Annotated in this window: 16 protein-coding genes; 7 read left to right on the top strand and 9 right to left on the bottom strand. The window is 66.3% G+C overall.

What is annotated here, in order from left to right; genetic code table 11:
* Window positions 1-95: 95 nt before the first annotated feature.
* The 3 genes from OG700_RS26175 to OG700_RS26165 all read right to left on the bottom strand — a co-directional run bounded on the left by OG700_RS26175 (window position 96) and on the right by OG700_RS26165 (window position 1895).
* Window positions 96-860 (bottom strand): YidC/Oxa1 family membrane protein insertase, encoded by a 765-nt coding sequence (locus OG700_RS26175; protein WP_405617577.1) that lies wholly within the window; start codon window positions 858-860, stop codon window positions 96-98.
* A 131-nt stretch (window positions 861-991) separates the two neighbouring features.
* Window positions 992-1291: a DUF6412 domain-containing protein gene (locus OG700_RS26170; RefSeq protein WP_405617575.1), complete on the bottom strand. Its 300-nt coding sequence runs from the start codon at window positions 1289-1291 to the stop codon at window positions 992-994.
* Between the two features lie 73 nt (window positions 1292-1364).
* Window positions 1365-1895, bottom strand: coding sequence for a winged helix-turn-helix transcriptional regulator (locus OG700_RS26165; protein WP_405617573.1), 531 nt, complete (start codon window positions 1893-1895; stop codon window positions 1365-1367).
* 106 nt (window positions 1896-2001) lie between these two features.
* Here OG700_RS26165 and OG700_RS26160 point away from each other — a divergent pair, with 106 nt between their 5' ends.
* Together OG700_RS26160 and OG700_RS26155 are read left to right on the top strand one after the other, a co-directional pair.
* Window positions 2002-3402 carry an MFS transporter gene (locus tag OG700_RS26160; protein WP_405617571.1) on the top strand — a complete coding sequence of 467 codons (1401 nt, stop codon included), beginning with the start codon at window positions 2002-2004 and terminating at the stop codon, window positions 3400-3402.
* A 74-nt stretch (window positions 3403-3476) separates the two neighbouring features.
* Window positions 3477-4475: an SEC-C metal-binding domain-containing protein gene (locus tag OG700_RS26155; RefSeq protein ID WP_405617569.1), complete on the top strand. Its 999-nt coding sequence runs from the start codon at window positions 3477-3479 to the stop codon at window positions 4473-4475.
* Between the two features lie 94 nt (window positions 4476-4569).
* On the opposite strand, the gene OG700_RS26150 is transcribed toward OG700_RS26155, so the two are convergent.
* Window positions 4570-5763, bottom strand: a complete 1194-nt coding sequence (locus OG700_RS26150; RefSeq protein WP_405617567.1) for an MrcB family domain-containing protein — start codon at window positions 5761-5763, stop codon at window positions 4570-4572.
* A gap of 235 nt (window positions 5764-5998) precedes the next feature.
* Between OG700_RS26150 and OG700_RS26145 the strand changes: the two genes are divergently transcribed.
* Entirely contained in the window at window positions 5999-7216 is a 1218-nt protein-coding gene (locus OG700_RS26145) for a DUF262 domain-containing protein (RefSeq protein ID WP_405617565.1), read from the top strand.
* Window positions 7217-7356: 140 nt separating this feature from the next.
* Window positions 7357-7848: a hypothetical protein gene (locus tag OG700_RS26140; protein WP_405617563.1), complete on the top strand. Its 492-nt coding sequence runs from the start codon at window positions 7357-7359 to the stop codon at window positions 7846-7848.
* A 115-nt stretch (window positions 7849-7963) separates the two neighbouring features.
* On the opposite strand, the gene OG700_RS26135 is transcribed toward OG700_RS26140, so the two are convergent.
* The gene (locus OG700_RS26135) at window positions 7964-8671 is read right to left on the bottom strand and encodes an ATP-binding protein (protein ID WP_405617561.1); all 708 of its coding nucleotides are present in this window, start codon (window positions 8669-8671) and stop codon (window positions 7964-7966) included.
* 198 nt (window positions 8672-8869) lie between these two features.
* Here OG700_RS26135 and OG700_RS26130 point away from each other — a divergent pair, with 198 nt between their 5' ends.
* Together OG700_RS26130 and OG700_RS26125 are read left to right on the top strand one after the other, a co-directional pair.
* The gene (locus OG700_RS26130; protein WP_405617559.1) at window positions 8870-9718 is read left to right on the top strand and encodes a helix-turn-helix domain-containing protein; all 849 of its coding nucleotides are present in this window, start codon (window positions 8870-8872) and stop codon (window positions 9716-9718) included.
* Complete coding sequence (locus OG700_RS26125) at window positions 9715-9915, top strand: DUF397 domain-containing protein (RefSeq protein ID WP_405617557.1); 201 nt, start codon at window positions 9715-9717, stop codon at window positions 9913-9915. Before OG700_RS26130 ends, OG700_RS26125 begins: the two co-directional genes overlap by 4 nt.
* Before the next feature lie 50 nt (window positions 9916-9965).
* Here OG700_RS26125 and OG700_RS26120 read toward each other — a convergent pair whose 3' ends face one another.
* Both OG700_RS26120 and OG700_RS26115 read right to left on the bottom strand, forming a co-directional pair.
* Entirely contained in the window at window positions 9966-10331 is a 366-nt protein-coding gene (locus OG700_RS26120) for a hypothetical protein (protein WP_405617555.1), read from the bottom strand.
* A gap of 14 nt (window positions 10332-10345) precedes the next feature.
* Complete coding sequence (locus tag OG700_RS26115; protein ID WP_405617553.1) at window positions 10346-10618, bottom strand: tetratricopeptide repeat protein; 273 nt, start codon at window positions 10616-10618, stop codon at window positions 10346-10348.
* Window positions 10619-10928: 310 nt separating this feature from the next.
* Here OG700_RS26115 and OG700_RS26110 point away from each other — a divergent pair, with 310 nt between their 5' ends.
* Window positions 10929-11591: a class I SAM-dependent methyltransferase gene (locus OG700_RS26110; protein ID WP_405617551.1), complete on the top strand. Its 663-nt coding sequence runs from the start codon at window positions 10929-10931 to the stop codon at window positions 11589-11591.
* 10 nt (window positions 11592-11601) lie between these two features.
* On the opposite strand, the gene OG700_RS26105 is transcribed toward OG700_RS26110, so the two are convergent.
* The gene (locus OG700_RS26105; protein WP_405617549.1) at window positions 11602-12186 is read right to left on the bottom strand and encodes a hypothetical protein; all 585 of its coding nucleotides are present in this window, start codon (window positions 12184-12186) and stop codon (window positions 11602-11604) included.
* 60 nt (window positions 12187-12246) lie between these two features.
* Complete coding sequence (locus tag OG700_RS26100) at window positions 12247-13014, bottom strand: alpha/beta fold hydrolase (RefSeq protein WP_405621983.1); 768 nt, start codon at window positions 13012-13014, stop codon at window positions 12247-12249.
* Between the last annotated feature and the right edge of the window lie 46 nt (window positions 13015-13060).

Below are 13060 nucleotides of genomic sequence, written 5' to 3'. Positions count from 1 at the left end.
TTGCGGCCATCGGCGGATTGGCCGATCCTCCAAGACATCCGATCACTCCGCAAGGCCCCGTTCACACCCTGGACCCCGGCGGATCGCGCGGACCGTTACGCGGCGGTGGCCAACGCCCCCGCCGCCGGGACGTCCCGGTAGAGGAAGGCCCGTTCGACGGCGGTCCAGGTGGTGCTTGTCACGACGTACAGCGCGGCGGCCAGCGGCACCACCCCCACCGTGATGAGCGTCGCGAAGGACAGCAACGGCATCAGCTTGGTCATGGCCCCCATGCCGGGCATCCGCTGACCCTCCGCGCCGGCCGCTGGCATCGGCATGGCCGCCATCTGCCGCTTCGTACGCCGGTAGTTGAAGGTGGCGACGGCCACGACGACCGCGAAGAGCGCGACGTACACCAGGCCCGCTCCCCCGAAGATCCCGCCGTCCGCGAGCGCGTCCTTCCAGCGGTCGCCGAGCGGCGCGGCGCCCAGGGAGTGGCCGAGCAGTTCGTTCGGCTCGCCGCCGATCTCCCGGCTGGAGAAGAGGTGGTACATCAGGAAGAACGCGGGGATCTGGAGCAGGCTCGGCAGGCAGCCCGCGAGCGGCGAGACCTGCTCCTTCTTGTGCAGCTCCATGACCGCCTTCTGGAGGCGTTCGGGGTTCTTGGAGTGCTTCTCGCGCAGTGCGGCGATCTGCGGCGCGAGCTTGGTGCGGGCCTTCTGGCCACGGGCCGCCGCCCGCGAGAGCGGGTGGACGGCGAGCCGTACGCAGGCGGTGAAGAGGATGATCGCCGCGGCGGTCGCACCGCCCTGGAAGAGCGGCTGGAGCAGGTCGGCGAAGTGCCCGACCAGGGAGGCGAAGCCGGACAGGAAGACGGACATGGGTGAGCCCTCCGAGGGTCTCGTCGTGCCGGATGGGAGGCGCGGCGCCGGTGGTACGGCACGGCGCGGCTCGGCATGACGACCCGCGTGGGAGTCGATCGCTCGGTGAACGAGATACGGCGAAGGAGGCCCTACGCGGTCGTCAGGACGGGACGACCGGGGGCTCGGGGCCTGGTGCGGCCTCGCGCGTCGGGATCTCGCTGCGGCAGGAAGGCTGTTCGTTGCTCGCGGTCGCGGATGGCCGTACGGACCCGGGTGGGCGGTACGGCGGGGGCGCACCGGGCCGAGATGACGGCGGAGGCGGCGAACGCGGTGGAGGCCGCGGCGGTGGCGGCGAGGGCGACGGCGGCGGAGAGGCTGCCGGCGTCGACGAGCAGGAGCTGGACGAGGCCGAAGAGCAGGAAGAACAGCGGGGCGGCGCGTCGGTTCATGGCTTGCCCCCTCCCTCGGTGTCGTGCCGCTGGTCCTGTCAGCCCTCTTGGACCCTACCGAGCCCTCCAGCCGTTATACACGATCCGTTTCGAGAGGCTGAAGCAGCCGTCGGGGCGCGAGCAGCGCCCGGCTCACCGGATTGTCCGGGTCCGGATCGAGCCCGGGTCCCGGCCGCATCGCCACGTCGCGCGGCGGTACGGCCGTGCCGCAGGCCGGGCACTGACCGTAGGAGCCCAGTTCGGTCCCGCAGGCGGCGTGCGTGAACACGCGCAGCGGGGGGCCGCCTTCGACGTGTTCGCGACCCCAGAGGCCGAGGGAGCGCAGGGTGGGCCAGAGCGCGATGCCGCGCTCGGTCAGGACGTACTCGTCGCGGGGCGGCGACTGCTGATAGCGCCGCTTCGTGAGGATGCCGGCCTGCTCCAGGCTCTTGAGGCGGGTGGCGAGGACGGCGCGGGGCATGCCGAGGTGGCTGAGGAAGTCGTTGTAGCGGCGCACTCCGTAGAAGGCGTCGCGTACGACGAGCAGCGTCCAGCGTTCGCCGACGACCTCCAGCGCGCTGGCGATCGAGCACTGCTGGGTGGAGTAGTCCTTGCCGAGGGCCATGGCCCCACCTTAACAAAACAAAGGTTCAATGACTGAACTCACCGTGCTACGGTCGGCGCGACGCCGTTGAGTTCATTCACCGAACCTTGAAAGGTGCCCACCCGCCATGCCCGTAACACCCCCGACACCCGTCGCCGCGAGCCCCACCACCTCCCGCACCGCCGGACCCGCCGCGGCCACACTCGCCGCCACCAGCGCGGCCACCACCGTCGCGCTCATGAACTACACCGTCCCGATCCCCACACTCCCCGACCTGACCGCCGACTTCGGCACCGCGATATCGGCCCAGGCCTGGCTCCTGAACGGCGCTCCGCTCGGCCTCGCGGCCCTCCTGCTCGTCGCGGGCAGCCTCGCCGACGACTACGGCCGCCGCCGGGTCTTCCTCGCGGGCACCCTCGGCCTCGCGCTCACCACCGGACTCGGCACGCTCGCCGACTCGACCCTCACCTTCACCCTCGCCCGGATCGCACAGGGCGCCTCCACCGCCGCGATCATCGCCAGCAGCCTCGGACTGCTCGTGCACGCCTTCCCGGCCGGGCCGGGTCGCATCAGGGCCACCGGCGTCTGGGGAGCGTTCGTCAGCGCGGGAATCGCCACCGGGCCGCTGCTCGCCGGGGCTCTGGGTACGTACGGCTGGCAGCAGCCGTACGCCGTACTCGCCGCGGCCTCCCTCGTCATCGCGGCCCTCGCCTTCCGTACGCTCGCCGAATCCCGCGCACCACGCGGCGGGCGCCCCGACCTGGCGGGCGCGCTCCTGCTCGGTCTGGCCATGGCCGCGCTGCTGAGCGCGCTGACGCTGGGCCGCGACGGATGGCTGCGTACGCCCGTCGTCCTGCTGCTGGTGGCCGCCGCCGTACTGACCGGCGTCTTCGCCGCGGTGGAACGGCGGGCCGACGCCCCACTGATCGATCCGGGGCTGCTCGCCCGGCGGCCGTTCCAAGCAGCCACCCTGGGCGCGCTGTTCACGGGGCTGGCGGTGATCGGGCTGTTCAGCTACCTGCCCGCGCTGCTCCAGCGGACGCTCGGCATCTCCCCGATGAACACCGCGTGGCTGTTCCTGCTCTGGTCGGGCACGGCCTTCCTGGTCTCCTTCCAGGCCCGGCGCCTCGCGGGCCGCGTGAGCGCCCGCCACCAACTGGTACTGGGCTTCGCCCTGCACGCGGCGGGCACCCTGTCGATGCTCGGCGCGGTGGGCGCGGGATCGTGGGGGCGGCTGGTGCCGGGCCTCCTCGTCGCGGGCGTGGGCAGCGGGCTGCTGAACACCGTGCTGCCCCGCCTGTCGGTCGAGTCCGTCCCGCAGGAACGCGCGGCGATGGGCTCGGGCGCGAACAACACGGCCCGGTACACCGGCTCGTCGGCGGGAGTCGCGCTGATGATCGCGGTGGTGACATCGGCGGGCACCCCGGAGCACGGCACGGACCTGGCGCTCCTGGTGTCGGCGGGGGTGACGGTGCTGGGCGCGGCGCTCGTACTGGCACTGCGGGACCGGCCGGCGGCGCGGAGCTGAGCGTACGGAGGCGGTCCCCGTAACTGTCCGAACACCCTCCGCCCCGACCGCCGTACAGCAGTACGGTGTGGACCATGCGCCCCGACATCCCTGCCGACCACACCACTGAAGCCGAGCGCCTGCTGCGCACAGCGGCCCAGTACCCCGAGGACCGCGAGCCCCTGCTCCTCCAGGCCGCCGCCCACCTGGAACTGGCCGGCGCCCGCGCCCGCGCCACCGGCCTCTACGACGACCTCCTCACCGGCGCCCCGGACCACCCCCACCTGGTGAAGGCGCTGAAGGCCGCGAACCTGTGGGAGTACGGCCACGAGGCCGAGGCCCGCGCGATCATCGAAGGCCTGCGCATCGCCGAACCGCTGGAGCCGGCGCCGTGGGAGATCGTGGCGGAGACACTGGAGGCCCACGACGAACTCGAAGCGGCCCACGACTCCTACACCACGGCCCTCAACCTGCTCCTGACCCCGGGCGAGGAAGTCCCGTACTCCGCCGGCTCCCTCCTCCTCGGCCGCCACCGCCTGCGCCGGCTGCTGGGCCTGGAGCACGACGACTGGGACGCCCTCGGCGACCAGGTGAACAAGACGTCCGTCCCCCTCGACGAACTCCACGACCCCAAACGCCTCTGGGCGCTCGGCTCCGACAACCCGGCCGAACTCCAGGCCGAGATCGCCCGCCTGCGCGCCGAGTTGGGCTCGTACCGCTCGGCCCTCTCCCGCCCGTTCCCGGTCGCGGTCCTGCACTGGCCAGCCGCGGAACTGGCCGAACTCCTCACGGCGTACCCCGACCTCCGCACCGAGTACCCCTCCCGCGAGGCCCACCTCGCCCAACTGGAGTCCTCCCTGCGCGAACTCTCCACCACGGGCACCCCGAACCTGGGCATCGTGACGGGCACGGTCCCCTCCTACGAGGCCTTCGCCGCCTCCGAGGCCGCTTCCCCCTCGGACCCCACCCTGCTCCCCCAGTACGCCACCACCCTGGCCGCCCGCGGCCGCGCCACGTCCTGGCCCCCGGCCCGCAACGCGGCGTGCTGGTGCGGGTCGGGGGAGACGTACGGGGAGTGCCACGGGGCGGGTTAGGCGTACGTCCCTTGCTCGACACCCTCCATCCGCCGACTGGTCGCGGCTGCCTTCCGGGAGATGGAGGGTGCTGAGGCGCGGAACTACTCGGGCGTCATCCCGTCATGTCCCACCGGGCAGCCAACGGCGACCCGTCCCATCCACCGTCCGATCGCCAGACAGAGGCGATTCCCTTGCTTTCCAGGTAGCCCGAGTAGACGCCGATATCTTGGGTGAACAGCCCTATGAGGTGAGGCTCTTTCCGCTCCCGCTCGCGATAGAGAAAGTGGCTGTACTCGAAGAGTTGGCCAACAACTTGCCGCACAGCCTCCGTTGGGTTGTTGGAGCGCACAACCTTCGCTTCTACCAGCCACTCGTCCGTGGGAGTCCGTTCCTCTGACGTGCGATGAAGGACAAGATCCTTAGGGTGCATCAAATGTGTGGTCGGGGTGTACCCTCGCGCAACCGCGTGATGGCCGAACGAATCGATCAGCGCCTCATGGTGACGCTTCTTCACTTGCTGTCGCGCAGCGATGTTGGCAACGTAGTCCGAGCTGTCCTTCGGATGAAATCCCGCCAGAGGGTCCTCATGTACACCATGACCGTCCGGTGCGAAGTTCACCTCAAGCGCACCATCTCCGTCGCTGAAGTACCACGCCTCCTGCGCGATGGCAGTCTGCTTGAGTAGCTCAGCGGCATACTCCAGATCGCCACCAAGGACCCCATCGTCCGGGAGTTCGACTAGCTCGTAACTGCGCGCGATGACACTGGCGGCCTCATAGGCTCGTGGCCGATCGGCGTGGTGCCGCAGTGCGGGTTCATCAATCCAGCCAGCTGGCCTCTGCCTAGCCAAGGCCCGCCGGAGCCGTTCCGCCTGTCGCCGAAGGTGGTCCTGTCGCGCCTGCCCCCTACCGAGGCGGTCCTCCAGATGCGTGATGCCTTGCTGCAACGTGAGCGAGACGGTCTTGAGGTCGGCGCTGAAGATGTAGGCGAGATACAGCCCCTTCCCTGGCTTGCTATTGATCGCCGGATCGAACACACCAATCCAGGGAGTCGCAGCGGCACTCGCCTGCCCGCCGTACCCCTTGGCAAAGAGTGAGGGTGGCAACGCCAAGTCGGCACGTCCTGCAACCCCACGTAGAACGATTTGCCCTACAACATCACGTTTCGTACCCGCGTCGGCGTTGTATGTACCCGCGATCTCACGAAGCAGTCCTGACATTCCCATGCGTGGAGGATAGGGCAGCGCCGACTGAAGTCGATGGGCATCGATCACACGAGACGATGTGGGCTCGCGGACATCGCTCACTCAGCCCCTCACGGCTGAATCCCACAACAACTGCACGAACTACGCAGGCCGGCTAGGTTCCTAGGCTTGGGTCTGGCGACCTAGCGAAGCCTCAGAAACGATGCCGCGCCGGGAGCCATACGGTGACGCTCGCCGGATGAAGATGGCAACCTCGACCAACGACTTCACGAAACCGCTGTCTCTTCTATACGATCTGCGGACGACTTACCGTGGACAGATTTCCTAAGGCGGACTTGTGGCACGTATCCCTCACAGCGAGAATGAACTGTTCGACGACCAAGACGGGGAAGAGAACGATCCTGGCCAAGTTTCCTCAGCCGATGTCCATCGCGCGGTTGTCACTGATACTGACTGGACGACAGAGACGATCCTTAGTCAACTTCGACGCGGCAATATTCAACTGAATCCACATTTTCAGCGTCGAGATGCCTGGGACCGTCCACGGAAAAGCAAATTTATCGAGTCGCTAGTCCTAGGACTCCCAGTACCCCAAATCGTCCTAGCGGAAGATAGAAAGCAGCGGGGAAAATTCATTGTCCTCGACGGAAAACAGCGCCTTCTCACACTCCGCCAGTTCGCAATGGGGTCATCTCTGGCGGTCAACGATGAAGACGGAAAGACGAAAGGTTTTGGACTGACCAAACTTGACGTTCGACACGACTTGCATCTCAAGACACTGAAAAAACTAGAGGAAGATGGAGCTTATGTCGATGACCTAAATGCCTTCCTCAATGAGACCATCCGCACTGTTGTAGTGCGACGGTGGCCAAATGAAGAATTCCTAAACCTTGTTTTTTTGCGATTGAACACTGGAAGCGTACGCCTCTCACCGCAGGAGCTTCGACAGGCCCTCCACCCTGGACCCTTTACCGATTTTCTCGATCTGGCAACCTATAACAGTTCCCAAATGCAGAATGCCCTACGAATCCAAAAGCCTGACTTCAGAATGCGCGATGTTGAAATCCTGCTTCGCTATTACGCCTTCCGGACCAAACTCGGGCAGTACACTGGGAATCTAAAGAAATTCCTAGACGACACAGCCAATGAACTCAATGAGGCATGGCCTGAGAGCGAAGACAAAATTCGCGGGATTGCCGAGGAATGCAACAGGGCAATTCAGGCCACCTTTGAAGTATTCGGTAGCAACTCCTTCTATCGATGGTCGCGCGGAGACTACGAAGGGCGATTCAATCGCGCAGTATTTGACGTCATGACCTATTATTTCCGCGATGAGTCCGTAGCGAATAACGCCATGGAAGACAAGCAGAGTATCGAAAGAGCATTCAAGGAACTATGCGAGTCGAATGCCGAGTTCGTCGAGTCCATCCAGACTACGACTAAAACCCCGGCCGCCACCCACTTGCGTCTCTCCGCATGGGGAGAGACCCTGCAGCGTGCCATCGGCACCCAAATCTCCATCCCGAGCATTGAGAATAATCGAATTATTCCATAGGGGGAGATTAAGTGCCGTCACCGCGCTACAAGTTGCTGTCTCTGCGAATCAGTGAACTACGCCAAAATCTGCTCCCATCAAAATTCAACCACGTGGGCCTATACTCGGACCGAGTACACGAGCGCACACGAGCTTTTCGTGTGCTTGCGCACGCAGAGTTCGAAGCATTCATCGAGGACAGGGCACTCGATGTAGTCACAACCGCCTTCGCGGATTGGAAAAACACAGGCGCTATACGACCGAGCCTTCTAGCGCTTATGTCACACTGGGAATCTAGCCCACGAATACCCGCAAGCCTCTCCGAGTTGGACGACAATTCTTCTAAATACCCAACCCTTGCCGCGCGAATTGAGACCGCCAAGGGGCATTACAGTACATACATAAAGACGCGAAATAATGGAATAAAGGAAAAGAACCTGCTTCTCATCTTGCTGCCTTTGGGGGTAACAAAGAGAGAGATTGCCGCTACCTGGCTAGATGACACAGAGAGTTGGGCAACGGGAAGAGGGGCTGTGGCCCACACGTCTGCAGCAAAAATGCAGGTCCAGCTCGACCCGAAGATCGAGCTAGCAACTGTGAGGAAAATCAGAGACGGATTTCGGGATGTCGATAAGCTACTACTGCAGAAGTGAGCGCATTTAAACCATCTCTCCCGTGGGTCCGAAAGCGCCTATTCATCCAAACCGTATGATCGGTCACTTCCGTAGGCGTCTCATCCGAATCTGCCGATTGCTATCTCCGCCGGAATCATGCACGCGGAGCATTCAAGGATGAGCCCGCAGCGAATCTCCCACAGCCGGCCTCTTCCAGCTCCGCTTCGTAGTGCATTTGAGCTCGATCAAGGGCTTCGTCAGGGTCACAGCCGTTGGCGCGAAGCCAGTGCAGGACATCGGCGATCAAGTCGATCGCCGCCGTCTCCGCAACTGCCATCGAGAGCGGGCTCCCCTCGTCCGAGGGAGGGCATTGAGCGGAGCGATGCCGGACGATGCTCATCTCGGCATGCGCTACGACTGGATGCCTCGGGTGTTTTTTCGACACCTCCAATCCGGTGGCCAACTCGCACCACACAACCTTCGAGTCACTGCGGGAGATGACACCCCAGCGGTCGGCCACCGCGTCGAGGATCATCAGGCCGCGCCCAGACTCAGCATCGGACATGGGGGCGAGGAGCGTGGGTGTCGCCCGGGTGTCCGGGTCGGTCAGCTCGATACGGAGGTGCACGCCGTCCGTCGAGACCGCGAGGGTGACCGGAGTTCCAGGGCCTACGTGGTTGATCACATTCGCCACCAGCTCTGATACGCAGATCTGGGCCACATCCTCCAGATCCGACAGGCCCCACAGCGAGAGATGCAGTCGCATCGCCCGGCGCACTCGGGCGACCACTCGCGGTTCCGCTGTGAACGGCACCTCCCACGGCCGCCGTTGCACACAACCACTCTCCTGGTAGATGGCCATACCCCTGCTCCTCCCGCCGGGCGCCCCATGCCGTCGCACCCGATTGAGCCAGCCGTGACAACCCGTCACTCGTCGTGACAGGATGGCACCGCACATCCCTTTATGCAATGTGCATGGAGGGATTCCCTCGAACGAGTGATTGGCGCGAGCGCTCCCTTCCGATGGGATAGAACCCCCTTTACCGCACAAGGAGTTGAAGTGGCCGGATCACCCACCGCACGACGTCGGCGCCTCGCGATCGAGCTGAGGAAGTTGCGCGACGAGAGCGCGATGACCTGCAATCAGGTCGGCAAGGAACTGGACTGGAGCGGTTCCAAGGTCAATCGCATGGAGACGGGCCAGGGGCGGGTGCAGCCTTCAGACGTGGATGCGCTGTGCCGCTTCTACAACACATCTGACGAACTGCGGGAGTTGCTGAAGGGGCTGGCCAAGGAGTCGAAGACCAAGGGTTGGTGGCACGCGCACGGTGACGCCGTGCCCTCGTGGTTCTCGGTATACGTGGGCTTGGAGCAAGCAGCCACCAACCTGCGGAGCTACCAGGGTGAGTTCGTCCCCGGCCTGTTGCAGACGGCCGAATACGCGGCCGAGTTGAGCCGCGTCACGCCTGACCAGGACCAAGACGACATTCCTCGCCTCGTCGATGTACGCATGCGTCGACAAGAGTTGCTGACGGGCAGCAAGGCTCCAGACTTCTGGGCCGTGATTCACCAGAGCACGCTTCTGCATGTGATTGGTGGTCGACAGGTGATGGCCGGGCAGCTCGAACGTATGCTGGATATGGGACAGCGGCGGAACGTGACGCTGCAAGTCTTGCCGTTCGACGCCGGGGCGTACCCGACAACCGGCCCCTTCACGGTGCTTGGTTTTCCCGAGCAGGAGGATCCAGATGTGGTGTACCGAGAGGGTCTGACAGACTCCATCTACCTCGAACTCCCTGCGGACGTACACGTCTACACGAAAGCCTTCGACCATCTCAGGGCACTCGCCCTGAGCCCCCGGCGATCAGCCGCGCTGATCCGATCAGCCTTGGAGGAACACTCCCCATGACCTCGTCCCCCACCGACCCCCAGTGGCGAAAGAGTAGCTACAGCAATGGAGCCGGCGGAGAGTGCGTTGAGGTCGCCGACTTCACGGTGAACGTGGGAGTGCGTGACTCGAAACTGGCGGACTGCGGACATCTAGCCGTACCGCACGCCGCCTGGGTGGAGTTTGTCACCGCTGTACGGCATCAGAATCTCGGCTGAGCGATCTCCCCGCGCTCCTGCGAGCAGCGGAGTGAGCCAGCCTGATCCGGTCACACCAGAGAGTGGGCGATCGCCTCGAAGATGTCGGCGTCGGTCTCCCTCTGCCAGTCCGGGAGGTCGGACCAGTCCGCCACGTAGCCCGGCTTGGGATCTTCGAAGTGCTTGTACATCTGGGCCGTCCAGCACGTCGCGACGAAGCGGCTCTTCTGTTCGCGGGAGAGCCGGGAAGCGTGGCCGTCGCTCGCGCGGAGGCACTGGCTGACCTGGTCGTGGACGGCGCCCGCGGCCTGGCGTTCCCACTGCGGAGTCTCGTCCCAGGGAGTCACGTAGCCGGCCTTCGGTTCGCCCGGGAAGTGCTTGCGCACGCCGGCGATCCAGGTCTCCCGGAACAGTCGCGCGCCGTCGGTCTGCGGCATGTCCACGCCTCTCGTCAGGTCTGCTGCGAAGTGGTCAACGCGTCGATCTCGGAGCCCAGATCAGCCACACGAACATCGTGGGTGAGGGAGCCGAACTCGGCTCGCAGGCCACGAAGCCTACGGGCGACATAGCCGGAGGATGAGGCGCGTGCCAGTTCAAGGGCCTCGCGTCCGAACGTGACGACCTGGTCGGGGTCGTGGCGCTTCGCGCCGATGACGGCCAGGTCCGCGAGGACTGCGCCCCGGCGGCGGAAGGACTGTCCCTTGGCCAGTACATCCTGCTTCAACGCGCCTGTCAGCGCTGACTCCGCCAGGTCGAGACGTCCCAGCTCTACGTATCGGGCTCCGCGCTCCTCGGCCAGGCGTGAACCCGTGAGGCGGCGCTGTGACGGGCTCGTGCTCCGTACCGCCGAGTTGCTTCAGGAGAACGGATTCGACGTCGATGACGAGCTCTGGGCGAAGGACGAAGCCGACTGCTCCCCGTGTGACGACAAGGTGCCTGACAGCCACTGACGCCTACTGGAGTCCTGCGCCTGCCCTTGCCTCATGAGGTCGGGCGCAGCCCTACGCCTTCAACCACCGACCCGAGGAAGCACGTTGTCAGCACGGCACGACATGGATGTGGAACGCGAGCTGTGGAACACCTACGCCGAGAGCACCAAGCGTGACGTGCTCGACGGCGAGCCCGTCTTCCGCTGGACGCAGTACGCCGGGCACGGGCCGGGGGTTGAGTTGTTGGGGGAGCCCCGGTCCGCGCTTGAGGTTGGTTGTGGGACCGGGCGGGCGGTGGCGCTTCTTGCTCAGCGGGGGGTGAGGGCAGTTGGGGTCGATCTCTCTCCCGCCATGGTCGACCGTGTCGCTGGGCGTTGGCGGCACACGGGGGCGCGGTTCGTCTGTGGCGGGGTGCTCGATCATCTTCGGGACTGCGCGGAGACCTATGACGCCATCTACTCGATCTTCGGGGCTGTCTGGTTCACCGACCCCGTGCGGCTGCTTCCCCTGATCGCGAAGCGTCTCAATCCGGGAGGGGTTCTCGTCTTCTCCCATCCCCCGGCCATCCCCGGCGCCTACGGACCGCAGGGGATGTACAAGGGCGGCTTCGCGGGTAAGGCGATGTTCACCTATCGGTACAGCTATACGCCTCGGAAGTGGCTCGGCCTGCTCGGCAGGAGCGGATTCGGGCAGGCCGAGGCGGAGGTTCTGGACGCTCCGGAGGCCGGGCATATCGGGACGCTGGTAGTGCGTGCCACCGTCGGGTGAGTGTGGGGCGTCAGCGGCGGAGTACCACCTGGGGGCGGGTGGTGCGGTTGGCGGCGGCCCTTTGGACCGTGCTCACCAGCAGCGCGCGGACCCGGTCGGGAGAGGGCTCGTGTGCGGCGAAGCCGGAGGCCGCGCGGACCGCGCGGACGCAGGGGATGCCTTCGCCGCGGAGGGTCGGTGGCCAGCGGCGGGTGGGGTGGAGGCGGACGTACGAGCCGTCCCGGAGCCGGCGGTCCCCCTCGACCAGGACGTCGGCCCGGTCGGCGCGGGCGCCGCGTACGCCGTAGATGGCCAGGGCCGCCTCGCCCGTCAGCACCGCGGTGCGGCCCGGCATCACGGAGGCGCCCTTGGCCGCGAACAGGACGGCCGCCAGCAGTTGTTGCCGGACGTCCGGCTTGCCCGTCTGTATCAGGACGACCCCCGGCAGCGGTCGCTGCCAGCGACCGCCCGGGGCGCAGCGGCGTGACGCCGTGCCGGCGCCCAGGCCGGTGGCGCGCAGTTGTCCGGAGGTCGCCAGCCTCATCTGGGTGCGGGCGAGGCGGTCGATGGCCGCGGTGTCTGCTCTGGTGGGCCTAGGCAGGCGAGTTCTGCCCATGCGTGACTCTGCGTAGTGAGAATCACGGACTGTTGTTGCCTTGTGTGGTGTGGAGTGCGTTCAAAGCCGGGGCAGGAACTCCTCGATCAGCGCGCGCAGTTCCCGCGGCGCGTCCAGGTGCACGTCGTGGCCCGCCCCCGCCACGGCCTCGACGCGCGTCCCCGCCGGGCGGCGTACGCGCATCTCCTCGGCCTCCGACGCGGGCATGGCACCCGCGTCGCCCCGCACCACGAGCGTGGGGCAGCGCACCTGGTCCCACTCCCGCCAGAACGAGCGGACGGCGACCTCCGCCACGCAGCCCACCATCACGTCCCGGTCGACACGGGGACGCAGACCGTCGGGGCATACCTCCAGGCCCGCCGCCCAGGCCAGGCCCGCCGGGCCGCCGCCGAAGAAGCGCGCCGCCGCGTCGGCCGACGGGAACGGGACCGGCCACGAGTCCAGCCACGTCCCGATCTTGCCGGGCAGTTCGGGGGCCGGTCCCCTCGGTCCGGCCTCCACCAGGACCAGGGCGCGGACGAGATCGGGGTGGGCGGCGGCCGTGAGCAGGGCCGTAAGGCCGCCGAGGGACTGACCGATCAGGACGGGGCGGGTCAGGGTCAGTTGCTCAATGACGGCTACGGCGTCGCGTACGTGCGCCGCGCGTGAGACGTCCTCGGGAAGGCGGTCGCTCAGGCCGTGGCCCCGCGCGTCGTAACCCACCGGGCGGTACGCGGGGCCGAGCAGCCCCGCCAGTACGTCCCACTCGGCCGCGTGGCCCGCGAGGCCGTGCAGGAGGAGAACGGGGACGGCGGACCGCTCGGCGGGTCCGTACTCCGTGCAGGCCAGCCGTACGGCGTCGTCCGTCGTGATCGTGGTGACGGTGGTGATGGGT

This window comes from Streptomyces sp. NBC_01508 (genome assembly GCF_045040315.1).
Taxonomy (GTDB): domain Bacteria; phylum Actinomycetota; class Actinomycetes; order Streptomycetales; family Streptomycetaceae; genus Streptomyces.
Note: the sequence above shows the minus strand (reverse complement) of the source record. Positions and strands in the feature narration are given on the sequence as shown.

What these genes read in the sequence shown, in the direction of transcription:
- OG700_RS26165 (WP_405617573.1), bottom strand. Translation starts at nt 1,895, where the DNA reads ATGGCCCTCGGCAAGGACTACTCCACCCAGCAGTGCTCGATCGCCAGC.
- OG700_RS26135 (WP_405617561.1), bottom strand. Translation starts at nt 8,671, where the DNA reads ATGGCCATCTACCAGGAGAGTGGTTGTGTGCAACGGCGGCCGTGGGAG.
- OG700_RS26170 (WP_405617575.1), bottom strand. Translation starts at nt 1,291, where the DNA reads ATGAACCGACGCGCCGCCCCGCTGTTCTTCCTGCTCTTCGGCCTCGTC.
- OG700_RS26105 (WP_405617549.1), bottom strand. Translation starts at nt 12,186, where the DNA reads ATGGGCAGAACTCGCCTGCCTAGGCCCACCAGAGCAGACACCGCGGCC.
- OG700_RS26155 (WP_405617569.1), top strand. Translation starts at nt 3,477, where the DNA reads ATGCGCCCCGACATCCCTGCCGACCACACCACTGAAGCCGAGCGCCTG.
- OG700_RS26125 (WP_405617557.1), top strand. Translation starts at nt 9,715, where the DNA reads ATGACCTCGTCCCCCACCGACCCCCAGTGGCGAAAGAGTAGCTACAGC.
- OG700_RS26160 (WP_405617571.1), top strand. Translation starts at nt 2,002, where the DNA reads ATGCCCGTAACACCCCCGACACCCGTCGCCGCGAGCCCCACCACCTCC.
- OG700_RS26175 (WP_405617577.1), bottom strand. Translation starts at nt 860, where the DNA reads ATGTCCGTCTTCCTGTCCGGCTTCGCCTCCCTGGTCGGGCACTTCGCC.
- OG700_RS26120 (WP_405617555.1), bottom strand. Translation starts at nt 10,331, where the DNA reads ATGCCGCAGACCGACGGCGCGCGACTGTTCCGGGAGACCTGGATCGCC.